This is a genomic window from Variovorax sp. DXTD-1 (assembly GCF_003984625.1).
GTDB lineage: Bacteria > Pseudomonadota > Gammaproteobacteria > Burkholderiales > Burkholderiaceae_C > Variovorax.
Genome location: NZ_RWKH01000008.1, coordinates 87,029 through 101,841 on the forward strand (window position 1 = coordinate 87,029; position 14,813 = coordinate 101,841).

Here is a 14,813-nt window from a genome sequence, read left to right on the forward strand (position 1 = left end):
CAACATGTTCAAGAAAATCCTGATCGCCAACCGCGGCGAAATCGCGTGCCGCGTGATCCAGACCGCGAAGAAGATGGGCATCCTCACGGTCGCCGTGTACTCCGATGCCGACAAGGAGGCCCGTCACGTCGAGTTGGCCGACGAGGCCGTGCACATCGGTGCTGCGCCCAGCCGCGAGAGCTACCTGCAGGCCGACCGCATCATCGCGGCCTGCAAGCAGACCGGCGCCGAGGCGGTGCATCCGGGCTACGGTTTCCTGTCGGAGAACGAAGCCTTTGCGCGCAAAGTCGAGGAAGAGGGCATTGCCTTCATCGGCCCGAAGCACTATTCGATTGCCGCCATGGGCGACAAGATCGCTTCGAAGAAGCTCGCGAATGAAGCCAAGGTCAACACCATTCCCGGCTGGAACGACGCCATCGAAACGGCCGAGCGCGCCGTCGAGATTGCCAAGGACATCGGCTACCCGGTGATGATCAAGGCGTCGGCCGGCGGCGGGGGCAAGGGGCTGCGCGTGGCCTTCGACGACAAGGAAGCCTTCGAAGGCTTTACCTCGTGCCGCAACGAGGCGCTGAGCAGCTTCGGCGATGACCGCGTGTTCATCGAGAAATTCGTCGAGGAGCCGCGCCACATCGAGATCCAGGTGCTGGGCGATTCGCATGGCAACGTCATCTACCTGAACGAGCGCGAATGCTCGATCCAGCGCAGGCACCAGAAGGTGATCGAAGAGGCACCTTCCCCCTTCATCAGCGATGCCACGCGCAAGGCGATGGGCGAGCAGGCGGTGCAGCTGGCCAAGGCGGTGAAGTACCAGAGCGCGGGCACGGTGGAATTCGTGGTCGGCAAGGATCAGAGCTTCTATTTTCTTGAGATGAACACGCGGCTGCAGGTGGAGCATCCGGTGACCGAATGCATCACCGGGCTCGACCTGGTCGAACTGATGATCCGCGTGGCGGCCGGCGAAGCGCTGCCGCTGACGCAGGCCGAGGTGAAGCGCAACGGCTGGTCCATCGAGTGCCGCATCAACGCCGAAGATCCGTTCCGCAACTTCCTGCCTTCGACAGGCCGCCTGGTGAAGTTCCAGCCGCCGGCCGAGACCATGTTCGCGAGCGACACCGAGCGCCTGAACGGCGTGCGAGTGGACACGGGCGTGTACGAAGGCGGTGAGATCCCGATGTATTACGACTCGATGATCGCCAAGCTGATCGTGCACGGCAAGGACCGGCAGCATGCAATTGCGCGCATGCGCGAGGCGCTCAACGGCTTCGTGATTCGCGGCATCAGCAGCAACATTCCGTTCCAGGCGGCGCTGCTTGCGCACCCCAGGTTCGTGGCGGGCGATTTCAACACCGGCTTCATTGCCGAGCACTACGGCAAGGGCTTTCATGCGGAAGACGTGCCGCACGCAGACCCCTCGTTTCTTGTCGCGCTTGCGGCCTATGTGCATCGCCGCTACCGCGCGCGTGCCTCGGGCATCAGCGGCCAGCTCGAAGGCCACGGCGTGAAGGTGGGCGAGCAGTTCGTGGTGGTGGAGCTGGGGCCGGAGGGCAAACATGTGCACCACCCGGTGTCGGTGACCGACTTTCATGGCAAGACCGGCGCCAGCGTCGTCGCCGTGGGCGACAAGAACTACAAGATCGACAGCGGCTTTGCGCTCGGCGCAATTCGCGTGCAGGGCATGGTGAACGACCGGCCTTTCACCGCGCAGGTCGAACGCGGGGCGGGCAAGAATCCGCTGGCACTGCGGGTGTCTCACGATGGCACGCAGATCGAGGCCATGGTGCTGTCGCCGCTCGGTGCGCGCCTGCTCGAACTGATGCCGTACAAGGCACCGCCGGACCTGAGCAAGTTCCTGATGTCGCCGATGCCGGGCTTGCTGGTCGAGGTGTCGGTGCAGCCGGGCCAGCAGGTGCGTGCCGGCGAGAAGCTGGCCGTGATCGAGGCCATGAAAATGGAAAACGTATTGTTTGCCACGCAGGACGGTGTGGTCGGCAAGATTTCGGCCAAAAAGGGCGATTCGCTCGCGGTCGATCAAATCATTCTGGAGTTCAACTGATGGGTGCCAACGACTTGCAACAGACGATCACGCTACACCGCCCCACCAAGGCCGCGGAGCCGCAGGGGCCTTGGTCTGTCGAGGCGATCCAGGCGCTGCTCGACAAGCCGCTGATGGAGCTGCTGTTCGAAGCACAGACCGTGCACCGCCAGCACTTCCCGGAAGGCGACATCGAGCTCGCGACCTTGCTTTCGGTCAAGACCGGCGGCTGCCCAGAGAACTGCGGCTATTGCCCGCAGTCGGCCGAGTTCGACACGGGCGTGAAGGCGCAGAAGCTCATGGAAGTCGACGAGGTGGTGCGCGCCGCGCAGGCCGCCAAGGACGCCGGTGCCACGCGGTTCTGCATGGGTGCCGCATGGCGCGCGCCGAAGGACCGCGACGTGGAGAAGGTGGCCGTGCTGGTCGAGGCCGTGAAGGGCCTGGGCATGCAGACCTGCGCCACGCTCGGCATGCTGGAGCCGCATCACGCGCACCAGCTCAAGGCCGCGGGCCTCGACTACTACAACCACAATCTCGACACCGCGCCCGAGTACTACACCGACATCGTCGACACGCGCACCTACCAGGACCGGCTCGACACGCTGGCCCATGTGCGCAGCGCCGGCATCAGCGTGTGCTGCGGCGGCATCGTCGGCATGGGCGAGCAGCCGGTGCACCGGGCCGGGCTGATCGCGCAACTGGCCAACCTGAATCCGTATCCGGAATCGGTGCCGATCAACAGCCTGGTGCGCGTACCGGGCACGCCGCTGGCCGATTCCGAGCCGGTCGATCCCTTCGACTTCGTGCGCATGATCGCGGTGGCGCGCATCACGATGCCGACCGCGCGGGTGCGGCTTTCGGCAGGCCGTCAGCAGATGGGTGACGCGGTGCAGGCACTGTGCTTCATGGCAGGCGCCAACTCGATCTTCTATGGCGACAAGCTGCTGGTGACCGGCAACCCCGACGTGGAGGCCGACGTGCAGCTGCTGCGCAAGCTGGGCCTGCAGTCGCGCCGGACCACGACCACTGAAAAGGTAGAGGTCTGCGCATGACAACCACGGCTTCCGCGCGTCCCTTCAAGGTGCTGGGCATCCAGCAGATCGCCATCGGCGGGCCCGACAAGATGCGGCTGCAGAAGCTGTGGGTCGACATGCTGGGGCTCGAGGTCACGGGCACCTTCAAGAGCGAGCGCGAGAACGTTGACGAGGACATCTGCGCCATGGGCAGCGGGCCGTTCAAGGTCGAGGTCGACCTGATGCAGCCGCTCGACCCTGAAAAGAAACCGGCGGTTCACACCACGCCCCTCAACCATGTGGGCCTGTGGATCGACGACCTGCCCAAGGCTGTCGAATGGCTCACCGCGCAGGGTGTGCGTTTTGCGCCCGGCGGCATTCGCCAGGGCGCGGCCGGCTTCGACATCTGCTTTCTGCATCCGAAGGCGAACGACGAGTTTCCGATTGCGGGCGAGGGCGTGCTGATCGAGATGGTGCAGGCGCCGCCCGAGGTGGTGACTGCATTCAACGCGCTGGCCGCTACGCGTTAAGCACCTTCTTGATCGGCGGCTTCACGTCCGAGCGCTGAGGCGGCAGCATCGGCTGGTGCTCGCGGGCCGGGTTCAGGATGATGGACGTTGCCGTTTCGGTGAGGATGCAGAACTTGGTGACCACCGCATCGAGGTGGCTCACGTCGATGACTGCGATCTCCAGAATCCAGCTGTCGTCGCCGGTCACGTTGTAGGCATTGACGCATTCGGGCGTCAGCTGAACCAGTTCGACCACACGCGCGTAGTCGGCCCGCCCCACGCGGATGATCGCGCGGATGCCGTAGCCGAGCTTGCCGAGATTGACCGTGGCGCGGTAGCCGCTGATCACGCCCGCGGCTTCGAGTTTTTTCACGCGCTCGGTCACGGCCGGCTGGCTCAGGTGTACGCGGCGCCCGAGCTCGGCCATGGTGAGCCGCGCGTCGCCCTGCAGTTCGGCCAGGATGCGGGTGTCGTGAGCGTCCAGCGTGGGGTTGAAGGCGAAGTCCATGGAACTCCTTTAAATCGACGGTGCAAGACAGAGAGAACCATGAGTTGTGCATGGCTGCGAAGGGTTTGCTTTCATACCATGGATGGCGTTCCAATACCAACAAGACAGACCTCGCATGCCGACTCTTGCATCTCCCTCCCAAGCCGAATCCGGTCCCGCACGCAGCACGCTGCCGCCGCTCCTGTGGCTTTGCCTCGCCGCCACCTGGGTGGTGTGGGGCTCGACCTATCTCGCAATCAAGTACGCGCTGATCAGCTTTCCGCCGTTCCTGCAGATGGGGTCACGCTTCCTGTTTGCGGGCGTGGTGCTCGCGGTGTGGATGCGCTGGCGAGGCGCGGCCTGGCCTTCGGCGCTGCAATGGCGCAATGCGCTTGTCGTGGGGGCGCTGATGCTGGGCGGCGGCATGGGCGGCACGGCGCATGCCGAGGTATCGATCGGCTCGGGCCTGGTGGTGGCCTTCATCGCGGTGGTGCCGCTGCTGATTGCGCTGCTCAACCTCATCTGGGGCGTGAAGCCGACGCGGCTCGAGGCCACGGGCATTGCGCTCGGGCTTGTCGGCGTGCTGATGCTCACGCAGGGCAGCGGCTTCCAGTCATCGCCCGCGGGGCTGCTGGCCATTTCCGTGGCCTGCATCTGCTGGTCGATGGGCAGCGTGCTGAGCCAGCGCAGCCTGCCGCTCGCGCCCGGCGCGATGGGGTTTGCGAGCGAGATGATCTGTGGCGGGGTGGTTCTGATGGTGCTTGCGGCGGTGTCTCGCGAGAGCCTGGTATGGCCGCCGGAGCCGGAGGCCGTTTGGGCCTGGCTGTACCTCGTGGTTTTCGGTTCGCTGATTGCGTTCAACGCCTACATGGTGCTGCTCGCGAGGGCACCGGCCGCGCTGGCGGCGAGCTACACCTTCGTCAATCCGGTGATTGCAATGCTGCTGGGCGTGTGGATCGCCAACGAAACCGTAACGCGCTTCGAGTGGTATGCCGTGGCCGTCATCCTGGCCGGCGTGCTGCTGTTGCTCTTCAAGCGCCCGCAGAAGGGCTGAGCCCGCGCCTGCTTCAGGTGCCCGGACGGCGCCAGAAGGCCAGCGTGGCCGCCAGCAACCACATGCCGGCCGCGCAACTGCGGTTCAGCACCTTGAGACCGCGCCGCGAGAGCCAGCGCACGGCTTGCGTGCCGGCGGCCGCATAGGCCAGCATCACGCAGGTATCGAGCGCCACGAAGATCGAACCCAGCAGCAGGTACTGCGTGCCTTGCGGCTTGGTGATGTCGATGAACTGCGGCAGAAAGGCCGCGAAGAACAACACCGTCTTGGGGTTCGACAGCGCAACGAGCAGGCTGCGCGCAAGCGCGATGCGGCCGTGCGGGCGAACCTCGATGGCGGACTTGGCCAGCGCCTCGCCCAGGTCGGTAGCGTCGCTGCGCCACAGCTTGATGCCGAGCCACACCAGGTAGGCGACGCCCGCCACGCGAATCGCGTTGAAGAGCAGTTCCGACGCGGCCAGCAGCGAGCCGAGTCCGAGCGCGACCACCGCAATCAACGTGATGCTGCCGAGCGACGCGCCCGCAATGCCCCAGCTCGCGCGGCGCATGCCGCCGTCGATGCCGTTGGAGAGCGCCAGCAGCATCGTGGGGCCGGGAATGATGGCCAACGCGAGCGAGGCGACCACATAGATCAGCAGGGTGTCGAGTGTCATGGTTTGGCGGCGGGTGGGCGTTGCGAAGCGGCTCGGGCGCGTGCCAGTGCGGCTTCGATGATGGACCGCTTGCGCGTGTCGGCGGCCTGCGGTTCGGCGATGGCGGGTGCCGGTTCTTCGATTCGCTTGGCGAGCCGGCGATGCTCGCCGTGCAGCTGGTAGCGGCGCAGCGCCGCCTCGGCCTGTGCCTGCGACCATGCGGCCCACCCGGTGCGGCCGGGCGTCTCGACCTCGAGCGAGATGCAGTCGACGGGGCAGACCGGAATGCAGAGTTCGCAGCCCGTGCAATGCGCCTCGATCACGGTGTGCATGCGCTTGTTGATGCCCACGATGGCATCGGTAGGGCAGGCGTCGAGGCAGAGCGTGCAGCCGATGCACCAGGCCTCGTCGATCACCGCCATGGCGCGCGGGCCTTCGGTGCCGAACTGCGGATCGAGCGGCAGCGGTTCACGGCCCGTGAGCTGGGCCAGCCTGGCAATGCCTTCCGCGCCGCCAGGCGGGCACTGGTTGATGCCGGCTTGGCCATCGGCCACGGCCTGCGCATAGCCGGCGCAATCAGGGTAGCCGCAACGCGTGCACTGCGTTTGCGGCAGTGCGTCGTGAATGCGCGCGGCCAGCCCGTTCACTTCCTGCGTGCCGCGGGCTTCTTCACGGCGGCAACGGCCACCGCTTTCTTGGCTGCGACATTCTTCTTGGCGGCCACGGCCACCGTCTTCCGCCCGGGCTTGATGCGGTCTTCGGCCGGCAGGCTCTCGCGTGCGCCGGCGCGCCGCTGGGGCTGGTCGTGGGCTGCGATGAACTTCTGCATCTTGGGGTAGACCAGTTCGCGCCAGCGGCGGCCGCTGAAGATGCCGTAGTGGCCCGCACCCTTGACTTCGTAGTGTTCACGCTGCGCATCGTCGATGCCGGTGCACAGGCTGTGCGCGGCCTCGGTCTGGCCCGAACCCGAAATGTCGTCGAGCTCGCCCTCGACAGTGAGCAGCGCGGTGGAATGAATGTCTTGCGGGCGCACGCGCTCGACCTGCCCCTTGGGGTTCTTCACGTCCCAGGTGCCGTTCACGAGCTCGAACTGCTGGAACACGGTGCGAATGGTGTCCAGATAGTAATCGGCGTCCATGTCCAGTACGGCGTTGTACTCGTCATAGAACTTGCGATGGGCTTCGGCGCTGGCGTCGTCGCCCTTGATCAGGTCCTTGAAGTAGTCGTAATGGCTGCTGGCATGGCGGTCGGGGTTCATCGCCACGAAGCCCGTGTGCTGCAGGAAGCCCGGGTACACGCGACGGCCCTCGCCCGGGAAGCCCTGCGGCACCCGGTAGATCACGTTGTTCTCGAACCACTCGTAGCTCTTGTTCATCGCCAGGTTGTTCACCGCGGTAGGCGACTTGCGGGCGTCGATGGGGCCGCCCATCATGGTCATGGTGAGCGGTAGCGGCTCGCCGCGGCTTGCCATGAGCGACACGGCCGCCAGCACCGGCACCGTCGGCTGGCACACGCTCACCACGTGGCAGTTGCCGTACTCGGCCTGCAGGCGGCGGATGAATTCCTGCACGTAGTTGACGTAGTCGTCCAGATGGAACTCGCCTTGCGAGAGCGGCACGAGGCGCGCGTTCTTCCAGTCGGTGATGTAGACCTTGTGGTCCTGCAGCATGGTGCGAACCGTGTCGCGCAGCAGCGTGGCGTAGTGGCCCGACAGCGGTGCCACGATCAGCACCACGGGCTGGCTCTTGAGTGTCTTGAGGGTGTGCGGCTCGTCGGTAAAGCGCTTGAAGCGGCGCAGCTCGCAGAACGGCTTGTCGAGCTCGACGACCTCCTGGATCACGACGTCGTCGCCGTCGACCTTCACCGACTTGATGTTGAACTCAGGCTTTTCGTAGTCCTTGCCCAGGCGATAGAGCAGGTCGTAGCCGGCAGCCATGCGCTGCGCCATGGGCAACTGGCCCCACACCGCGCCTTGGCCGTAAAGCTTGGACGCCGCTTGCGCGAAGTCCGAGAACGGTTCCATCAAGGAACGCTGGGCTTCGTAGAGTTGATAAAGCATCGCTGGTCTTGGAGTGAAATGTTGCGGTGCAATATATCAGCGCAGTCAGGGCGATGCAGGAGGCCAAACCCTACGTCTGCCACAGTGCGAGGGTCTTCCGTGAAGGAGTGTGAAGGAATCGCCCGAAACGGATTCCTTCACACTTTGCTGTCACCTAGATGACTTTGGCGATCGACGCGCAGACGTAGTCGATGTTCTTGCTGTTGAGCGCGGCCACGCACATGCGGCCGGTGTCGGTGCCGTACACGCCGAACTCGCTGCGCAGGCGCACCATCTGGTCCTTGCTGAGGCCCGAGTAGCTGAACATGCCGATCTGCTTGGTGATGAAGCTCATGTCTTCCTTCACGCCGGCCGCCTTGAGGCCGTCGACCAGCTTCTGGCGCATGGCCTTGATGCGCACGCGCATTTCGCCGAGTTCCTTTTCCCACAGGGCGCGCAGTTCGGGGTTGCCGAGCACCGCGGCCACCACGGCGCCGCCGTGGATGGGCGGGTTGCTGTAGTTGGTGCGAATGGCGATCTTGAGCTGCGAGAGCACGCGGCCGGCTTCTTCCTTGTTTTCGCACAGCACCGAGAGGGCGCCCACGCGTTCGCCATACAGGCTGAAGCTCTTGGAGAAAGAGGTCGAGACGAAGAAGGTCAAGCCCGCGTCGACGAACTTGGCGACAGCGGCGCCGTCTTCCTTCAGGCCGTAGCCGAAGCCCTGGTAGGCCATGTCGAGGAAGGGCACGAGGCCCTTGGCCTTGACGGCGGCAACCACCTGGTCCCACTGCTCGGGCGTGATGTCGTAGCCGGTCGGGTTGTGGCAGCAGGCGTGCAGCACGACCACGGTGCCGGCGGGCGCTGCGTTCAGGGCGGCCAGCATGCCGTCGAAGTTGACGCCGCGCTTGGCGGAGTCGTAGTAGGGATAGCTTTCGACCACGAAACCGGCATTGGTGAACAGCGCGCGGTGGTTTTCCCAGCTCGGGTCGCTGATCAGCACCTTGGCATTGGGGTTGAGCTTCTTGAGAAAGTCGGCGCCGACCTTCAGGCCGCCGGTGCCGCCGATGCCCTGCACCGTGGCCACGCGGCCTGACTGCACCGGCTCGCTGTCGGCGCCGAAGACCAGGCCCTTGACGGCGTTGTCGTATGCCACGATGCCGTCGATCGGCAGGTAGCCGCGCGCGGTGGGGGCTTTCATCATGTTCTGTTCGGCGGCCTGCACGCACTGGAGCAGGGGCAGCTTGCCGTTGTCGTCGTAATAGACGCCGACGCCGAGGTTGACCTTGTTGGGGTTGGTGTCGGCTGCAAATTGCTCGTTGAGGCCGAGGATCGGGTCGCGCGGTGCCATTTCGACCGCGGTGAACATAGACATGGAAAGGTCCTTTGGGATGAAAGCTTCGCTGGCAACCGGACTTGCGCTACGCTTTCCGGTTGCCTTGAATTTTACCGGCGCCATCGCCACCTGTCGGGAACAGCCATGCCAGAGAACAACGAAGCCATAGCAGACCTGAAGAAACTGGACCCGATCGGTCCGGCCAAGCAGGGCGAATTCATCAAGTACCCCGATTCGCCCTTCGAGCTTTTCCAGCCGTATCCGCCGGCCGGAGACCAGCCGAAGGCCATCGACGGGTTGGTGGAGGGCGTGCTCGACGGTGAGGTGTTCCAGACGCTGCTGGGCGTGACGGGCTCGGGCAAGACCTTCACCATGGCCAACGTGATTGCGCGGCTGGGCCGCCCGGCCATCGTTTTTGCGCCCAACAAGACGCTGGCGGCGCAGCTCTACAGCGAGTTTCGCGAGTTCTTTCCCAAGAACGCGGTCGAGTATTTCGTGAGCTACTACGACTACTACCAGCCCGAGGCCTACGTGCCCCAGCGCGACCTGTTCATCGAGAAGGACTCGTCGATCAACGAGCACATCGAGCAGATGCGCCTTTCGGCCACCAAGAGCGTGCTGGAGCGGCGCGACACGGTCATTGTGGCCACGGTGAGCGCCATTTACGGCATCGGCACGCCCGAGGACTACACGCAGATGCGTTTCATCATGCGGGTGGGCGACAAGATCGGCCAGCGCGACGTGATCGGGCGGCTGATTCGCATGCAGTACACACGCAACGAGCAGGACTTTTCACGCGGCACCTTCCGCGTGCGCGGCGACACCATCGACGTGTTTCCGGCGGAGCACAGCGAGCTGGCGATCCGCATCGAGCTGTTCGATGACGAGATCGAGTCGCTGCAGCTCTTCGATCCGCTCACGGGCCGGATTCGCCAGAAGATTCCGCGCTTCACGGTGTACCCGTCGAGCCACTACGTGACGCCGCGCGACAAGGTGCTGGGCGCGGTGGAAACCATCAAGATCGAGTTGGCCGAGCGGCTCAAGGAATTCGTCAGCCAGGGCAAGCTGGTCGAGGCGCAACGGCTGGAGCAGCGTACCCGCTTCGACCTGGAAATGCTGGCCGAAATCGGCCACTGCAAGGGCATCGAGAACTACACACGCCACCTTTCGGGCGCCGCGCCGGGCGAACCGCCTGCGACGCTTACCGACTACCTGCCGAAGGACGCGCTGATGTTCCTCGACGAGAGCCACCAGATGGTCGGCCAGCTCAGCGCCATGTACAACGGCGACCGGGCGCGCAAGACGACGCTGGTCGAATACGGCTTTCGGCTGCCGAGCGCGCTGGACAACCGGCCGCTCAAGCTGGAGGAGTTCGAGACGCGCATGCGCCAGTGCATCTTCGTTTCGGCCACGCCTGCGCAGTACGAAAAGGACCATGCCGGCAACGTGGTCGAGCAGCTGGTCCGGCCGACCGGGCTGATCGACCCCGAGGTCGAGGTGCGCCCCGCCACGCACCAGGTGGACGACGTGCTGGGCGAGATCCGCATCCGCGTCGAGAAAAACGAGCGCGTGCTCATCACCACGCTGACCAAGCGCATGGCCGAACAGCTGACCGACTACCTGGGCGACAACGGCGTGAAGGTGCGCTACCTCCACAGCGATGTGGACACGGTCGAGCGGGTCGAAATTTTGCGCGACCTGCGGCTGGGCACCTTTGACGTGCTGGTGGGCATCAACCTGCTGCGAGAGGGCCTGGACATTCCGGAGGTGTCGCTCGTCGCCATTCTGGATGCCGACAAGGAAGGCTTCTTGCGGGCCGAACGTTCGCTGATCCAGACCATCGGCCGCGCGGCCCGGAACCTGAACGGCAAGGCCATTCTGTATGCCGACCGGATGACCGAGTCGATGAAGAAGGCCATCGGCGAAACCGAGCGCCGCCGTACCCGGCAGATTGCCCACAACGAGGCCAACGGCATTACCCCGCGCAGCATCGTCAAGCAGGTGCGCGACCTGATTGACGGCGTCTACAGCGAAAAGACGGGCAAGGAAATGGCCAAGCTCGACCTGGAACGCGCCAAGGTCGAGGACATGAGCGAGAAAGACATTGCCCGGGAGATCAAGCGGCTGGAAAAGCTCATGATGGAGCACGCCCGCAACCTCGAATTCGAGAAGGCGGCACGGGTGCGCGACCAGCTGGCGCTGCTGCGGGAGCAGGCTTTTGGCGCCTCCGGCGGGGACAACATCGCGATTCTGCCGTCGTAGGACGAAGCTCCGGTTTCTTCAAGCGGTTTCCGCTGGGGTTTACCCGAGCAAACTCCAGGACCTTCTGCTATACTTGACCGAAATACTCAACAACAAAAAAAGAACTTCGCGATGAAGGACCGATCCCACTGGCTGGTTCACCAGCGTCAGGGGTCGGGCAGGGCGGAGACGAAGTCACCGCGGCCCCGGGCCACGGTGTCATTTCAACGGTAAGCACTTGAAGGAGCTTGCGATGCGTCTCACTACCAAAGGCCGTTTTGCGGTCACAGCAATGATCGATCTGGCGCTGCGTCAGAACACCGGTCCGGTCACGCTGGCTGCGATCAGCCAGCGGCAGCAGATTTCATTGTCGTATCTCGAGCAGCTGTTCGGCAAACTGCGCCGTCACGAGTTGGTCGAGTCGACCCGCGGCCCCGGCGGCGGCTACAGCCTCGGCCGCAAGGCTGCGGATATCACCGTCGCAGACATCATTGTTTCCGTCGATGAGCCCATCGATGCCACGCAGTGCGGCGGCAAGGAAAACTGCCTCGGGGAAGCCGGCCGCTGCATGACGCATGAGCTCTGGGCCTCGCTGAACCAGCGCATGGTCGAGTTTCTCGATTCGGTCACGCTGCAAAAGCTGGTCGACGACCAGATCGCCAAGGGCGTGCAGATCGAGAACAAGCCGGTCGTCAAGCGCGCCATTTCCGCGCAGCCAGTGGTCAAGCCGATTCGCGTGAACGCGCCGAACTCGGTCTTTGCCCTCGGCAACGTGTTCGCGAAGTCCTGATGTCCTGAGTCGTGGCGCGCCCGCGGGCGCCGCCACCAGAAGCGCAGATCAAAGAAACAACCCCCACGCCAGCCCGAGCCAGCCATGGACGTAACTCCTCATTTCCCGATCTATCTCGATTACGGCGCCACCACGCCGGCCGACCCGCGCGTGGTCGACGCCATGATTCCCTGGTTGCGCGAGCACTTCGGCAACCCGGCATCGCGCAGCCACGCATGGGGCTGGGAGGCCGAAGAGGCGGTCGAGAAAGCGCGCGGTCAAGTGGCCGACCTGATCAACGCCGACCCGCGTGAAATCGTCTGGACCTCGGGCGCCACCGAGTCGATCAACCTTGCGCTCAAGGGCGCTGCCCAGTTCTACAAGGGCAAGGGCAAGCACCTGATCACCCTGAAGACCGAGCACAAGGCCGTGCTCGACACCATGCGCGAACTCGAGCGCCAGGGCTTCGAAGTGACCTACCTCGATGTCGAGGAAAACGGCCTCGTCGACCTTGAGAAGTTCAAGGCCGCGATCCGTCCCGACACCATTCTGGCCAGCGTGCTGTTCGTGAACAACGAAATCGGCGTCATCCAGGACGTGGTCGCGCTGGGCAATGCCTGCCGTGAAAAGGGCGTGATTTTTCACGTCGACTCGGCCCAGGCCACCGGCAAGGTCGACATCGACATCACGAAGTTGCCCATCGACCTGATGAGCCTCGCTTCGCACAAGACCTATGGCCCGAAGGGCATCGGCGCGCTGTACGTGCGCCGCAAGCCACGCATCCGCCTCGAAGCGCAGATGCATGGCGGTGGCCACGAGCGCGGCATGCGTTCGGGTACCTTGCCTACGCACCAGATCGTGGGCATGGGCGAGGCCTACCGCATTGCCAAGCTCGAAATGAAGGACGACATCGCCCATGCGCGCCGCCTGCAGAAGCGTCTGCTCGACGGCCTGAAAGACGTAGAGCAGGTGTTCATCAACGGCGACCTCGAGCAGCGTGTGCCGCACAACCTGAACATGAGCTTCAACTACGTCGAAGGCGAGTCGCTGATCATGGGCATCAAGGGCCTGGCGGTGTCGTCGGGTTCGGCCTGCACTTCGGCCAGCCTGGAGCCCAGCTATGTGCTGCGCGCCCTCGGCCGCAGCGACGAGCTGGCCCACAGCAGCCTGCGCATGACCATCGGCCGTTTCACGACCGAAGAAGAAATCGACTACGCCATCTCGACCATCAAGCACAACGTCGCCAAGCTGCGCGAGCTGAGCCCCCTGTGGGAGATGTTCCAGGATGGCGTCGACATCAGCACGATCCAGTGGTCGGCCCACTGACGCCGGACCGCACCAGGCTCCACGATTGAACAAAGTTTGAGAGGTACACCATGGCATATTCTTCCAAGGTCATCGACCACTACGAAAATCCCCGCAACGTCGGCTCCTTCGAAAAGGGCGACGACTCGGTAGGCACCGGCATGGTCGGCGCACCGGCCTGCGGCGACGTCATGAAGCTGCAGATCAAGGTCAACCCCGAAACCGGCGTGATCGAAGACGCACGCTTCAAGACCTACGGCTGCGGTTCGGCCATTGCCTCGTCGTCGCTCGTGACCGAATGGGTCAAGGGCAAGACGCTCGACGAAGCGGCAGCCCTCAAGAACGCGCAGATCGCCGAAGAACTGGCCCTGCCTCCGGTCAAGATCCACTGCTCGATCCTGGCTGAAGACGCCATCAAGGCTGCCGTGAGCGACTACAAGGCCAAGCACGGCGTCAAGACGGCGCAAGCCGAGCCGGCAGTCCACTGACATGGCTGTCACGCTGACTGAAGCCGCTGCGCGCCACGTGACCCGCTACCTCGGCAAGCGGGGCAAGGGCGTGGGCGTGCGGCTGGGCGTGAAGACCACCGGATGCTCGGGCCTGGCCTACAAGCTCGAGTATGTGGACGAGTTCACGCCCGAAGACCTGGTGTTCGAAGGCCACGGCGTGAAGGTGCTGGTCGACCCGAAGAGCCTGGCCTACATCGACGGCACGCAGCTCGACTTCGTGCGCGAGGGCTTGAACGAAGGCTTCAAGTTCATCAACCCGAACGAGCGCGACCGTTGCGGCTGCGGGGAAAGTTTTCGCATCTGATGCGCCGTCGCTGACCGCGACAACAGCCGCCACCATGTCATGTGCTGGCGGTTTTTTATTGCCATGAACCTGAACGACACCGACTTTCAATTGTTCGCCGTTCCCGCGACTTTCGCGCAGGACCGCACCGCGCTCGACGCACGCTGGAAAGAGCTGCAGCGCGAGGCCCACCCGGACCGCTTCGCCGCGCAGGGTGCCGCGGCGCAGCGCGTGGCCATGCAGTGGTCGGTGCGCATCAACGAGGCCTACCAGCGGCTGAAAGACCCGATTCGTCGCGCCAGCTACATCTGCGAACTCAACGGTGCGCCGCTGAACGCCGAGAACAACACGGCCATGCCGCCCGATTTCTTGATGCAGCAGATGGAATGGCGCGAGGCACTCGACGACGCCGGCGATATCGCCGCGGTCGAGACGCTGCAGGCCGAGGTCGAAGCGGGCCGCGCGCGGGCGCTGTCGTCGCTCGACTGGCTGATCGACGAGAAGGGCGACTATCCCGCCGCCGCGCAGCAGGTAAGAGCCCTCATGTTCATTGAGCGTTTCGGACAGGACGTCGAAGCCAAATTCGATCAGTTGGGACAATAGGCCCCT

15 protein-coding genes are annotated in these 14,813 nt (G+C 64.4%); 10 read left to right on the forward strand and 5 right to left on the reverse strand.

The window, feature by feature from the left end:
• The first annotated feature begins 4 nt into the window (after window positions 1-4).
• From EJI00_RS09585 to EJI00_RS09595, 3 genes are read left to right on the forward strand one after another with little or no spacing between them, the layout of a single operon-like run.
• Window positions 5-2,053 (forward strand): acetyl/propionyl/methylcrotonyl-CoA carboxylase subunit alpha, encoded by a 2,049-nt coding sequence (locus tag EJI00_RS09585; protein ID WP_126747234.1) that lies wholly within the window; start codon window positions 5-7, stop codon window positions 2,051-2,053.
• Complete coding sequence (gene bioB, locus EJI00_RS09590; protein ID WP_126747235.1) at window positions 2,053-3,084, forward strand: biotin synthase BioB; 1,032 nt, start codon at window positions 2,053-2,055, stop codon at window positions 3,082-3,084. Before EJI00_RS09585 ends, bioB begins: the two co-directional genes overlap by 1 nt.
• The gene (locus EJI00_RS09595) at window positions 3,081-3,575 is read left to right on the forward strand and encodes a VOC family protein (RefSeq protein ID WP_126747236.1); all 495 of its coding nucleotides are present in this window, start codon (window positions 3,081-3,083) and stop codon (window positions 3,573-3,575) included. Before bioB ends, EJI00_RS09595 begins: the two co-directional genes overlap by 4 nt.
• Here the strand turns inward: EJI00_RS09595 and EJI00_RS09600 are convergent.
• The gene (locus tag EJI00_RS09600) at window positions 3,565-4,062 is read right to left on the reverse strand and encodes an Lrp/AsnC family transcriptional regulator (protein ID WP_126747237.1); all 498 of its coding nucleotides are present in this window, start codon (window positions 4,060-4,062) and stop codon (window positions 3,565-3,567) included. The genes EJI00_RS09595 and EJI00_RS09600 overlap by 11 nt on opposite strands.
• 115 nt (window positions 4,063-4,177) lie before the next feature.
• On the opposite strand from EJI00_RS09600, the gene yedA reads away from it, so the two are divergent.
• On the forward strand, window positions 4,178-5,095 hold the full coding sequence (gene yedA / locus EJI00_RS09605) for a drug/metabolite exporter YedA (protein WP_126747238.1): 918 nt from the start codon (window positions 4,178-4,180) through the stop codon (window positions 5,093-5,095).
• A gap of 13 nt (window positions 5,096-5,108) precedes the next feature.
• On the opposite strand, the gene EJI00_RS09610 is transcribed toward yedA, so the two are convergent.
• The 4 genes from EJI00_RS09610 to EJI00_RS09625 form a co-directional block, all read right to left on the reverse strand.
• Window positions 5,109-5,747: a LysE family translocator gene (locus EJI00_RS09610; RefSeq protein ID WP_126747239.1), complete on the reverse strand. Its 639-nt coding sequence runs from the start codon at window positions 5,745-5,747 to the stop codon at window positions 5,109-5,111.
• A complete protein-coding gene (locus EJI00_RS09615) occupies window positions 5,744-6,373 on the reverse strand; it encodes an RnfABCDGE type electron transport complex subunit B (RefSeq protein ID WP_126747240.1) in 630 nt (209 codons plus the stop codon). The genes EJI00_RS09610 and EJI00_RS09615 overlap by 4 nt, the downstream gene beginning before the upstream one ends.
• Complete coding sequence (locus EJI00_RS09620; RefSeq protein ID WP_126747241.1) at window positions 6,370-7,785, reverse strand: polyhydroxyalkanoate depolymerase; 1,416 nt, start codon at window positions 7,783-7,785, stop codon at window positions 6,370-6,372. The genes EJI00_RS09615 and EJI00_RS09620 overlap by 4 nt, the downstream gene beginning before the upstream one ends.
• 154 nt (window positions 7,786-7,939) lie before the next feature.
• Window positions 7,940-9,136, reverse strand: a complete 1,197-nt coding sequence (locus EJI00_RS09625; protein ID WP_126747242.1) for an amino acid aminotransferase — start codon at window positions 9,134-9,136, stop codon at window positions 7,940-7,942.
• A gap of 105 nt (window positions 9,137-9,241) precedes the next feature.
• Here EJI00_RS09625 and uvrB point away from each other — a divergent pair, with 105 nt between their 5' ends.
• From uvrB to hscB, 6 genes are all read left to right on the forward strand, one after another.
• Entirely contained in the window at window positions 9,242-11,359 is a 2,118-nt protein-coding gene (uvrB, locus tag EJI00_RS09630; RefSeq protein WP_260590631.1) for an excinuclease ABC subunit UvrB, read from the forward strand.
• A 232-nt stretch (window positions 11,360-11,591) separates the two neighbouring features.
• A complete protein-coding gene (iscR, locus tag EJI00_RS09635) occupies window positions 11,592-12,128 on the forward strand; it encodes a Fe-S cluster assembly transcriptional regulator IscR (RefSeq protein ID WP_093237517.1) in 537 nt (178 codons plus the stop codon).
• 84 nt (window positions 12,129-12,212) lie between these two features.
• A complete protein-coding gene (locus EJI00_RS09640; protein WP_126747243.1) occupies window positions 12,213-13,433 on the forward strand; it encodes an IscS subfamily cysteine desulfurase in 1,221 nt (406 codons plus the stop codon).
• A 50-nt stretch (window positions 13,434-13,483) separates the two neighbouring features.
• The gene (gene iscU / locus EJI00_RS09645) at window positions 13,484-13,900 is read left to right on the forward strand and encodes a Fe-S cluster assembly scaffold IscU (protein ID WP_126747244.1); all 417 of its coding nucleotides are present in this window, start codon (window positions 13,484-13,486) and stop codon (window positions 13,898-13,900) included.
• A gap of 1 nt (window position 13,901) precedes the next feature.
• Window positions 13,902-14,225 (forward strand): iron-sulfur cluster assembly protein IscA, encoded by a 324-nt coding sequence (iscA, locus tag EJI00_RS09650; RefSeq protein WP_126747245.1) that lies wholly within the window; start codon window positions 13,902-13,904, stop codon window positions 14,223-14,225.
• Between the two features lie 63 nt (window positions 14,226-14,288).
• The gene (hscB, locus tag EJI00_RS09655; protein ID WP_126747246.1) at window positions 14,289-14,807 is read left to right on the forward strand and encodes a Fe-S protein assembly co-chaperone HscB; all 519 of its coding nucleotides are present in this window, start codon (window positions 14,289-14,291) and stop codon (window positions 14,805-14,807) included.
• Window positions 14,808-14,813 lie beyond the last annotated feature (6 nt).

Excerpts from the sequence above, each read along its gene's own strand:
- bioB (WP_126747235.1), top strand. The coding sequence starts at position 2,053 with ATGGGTGCCAACGACTTGCAACAGACGATCACGCTACACCGCCCCACC.
- EJI00_RS09640 (WP_126747243.1), top strand. The coding sequence starts at position 12,213 with ATGGACGTAACTCCTCATTTCCCGATCTATCTCGATTACGGCGCCACC.
- EJI00_RS09610 (WP_126747239.1), bottom strand. The coding sequence starts at position 5,747 with ATGACACTCGACACCCTGCTGATCTATGTGGTCGCCTCGCTCGCGTTG.
- EJI00_RS09595 (WP_126747236.1), top strand. The coding sequence starts at position 3,081 with ATGACAACCACGGCTTCCGCGCGTCCCTTCAAGGTGCTGGGCATCCAG.
- EJI00_RS09600 (WP_126747237.1), bottom strand. The coding sequence starts at position 4,062 with ATGGACTTCGCCTTCAACCCCACGCTGGACGCTCACGACACCCGCATC.
- iscU (WP_126747244.1), top strand. The coding sequence starts at position 13,484 with ATGGCATATTCTTCCAAGGTCATCGACCACTACGAAAATCCCCGCAAC.
- hscB (WP_126747246.1), top strand. The coding sequence starts at position 14,289 with ATGAACCTGAACGACACCGACTTTCAATTGTTCGCCGTTCCCGCGACT.
- iscA (WP_126747245.1), top strand. The coding sequence starts at position 13,902 with ATGGCTGTCACGCTGACTGAAGCCGCTGCGCGCCACGTGACCCGCTAC.
- iscR (WP_093237517.1), top strand. The coding sequence starts at position 11,592 with ATGCGTCTCACTACCAAAGGCCGTTTTGCGGTCACAGCAATGATCGAT.
- EJI00_RS09585 (WP_126747234.1), top strand. The coding sequence starts at position 5 with ATGTTCAAGAAAATCCTGATCGCCAACCGCGGCGAAATCGCGTGCCGC.
- EJI00_RS09625 (WP_126747242.1), bottom strand. The coding sequence starts at position 9,136 with ATGTCTATGTTCACCGCGGTCGAAATGGCACCGCGCGACCCGATCCTC.
- uvrB (WP_260590631.1), top strand. The coding sequence starts at position 9,242 with ATGCCAGAGAACAACGAAGCCATAGCAGACCTGAAGAAACTGGACCCG.
- yedA (WP_126747238.1), top strand. The coding sequence starts at position 4,178 with ATGCCGACTCTTGCATCTCCCTCCCAAGCCGAATCCGGTCCCGCACGC.
- EJI00_RS09620 (WP_126747241.1), bottom strand. The coding sequence starts at position 7,785 with ATGCTTTATCAACTCTACGAAGCCCAGCGTTCCTTGATGGAACCGTTC.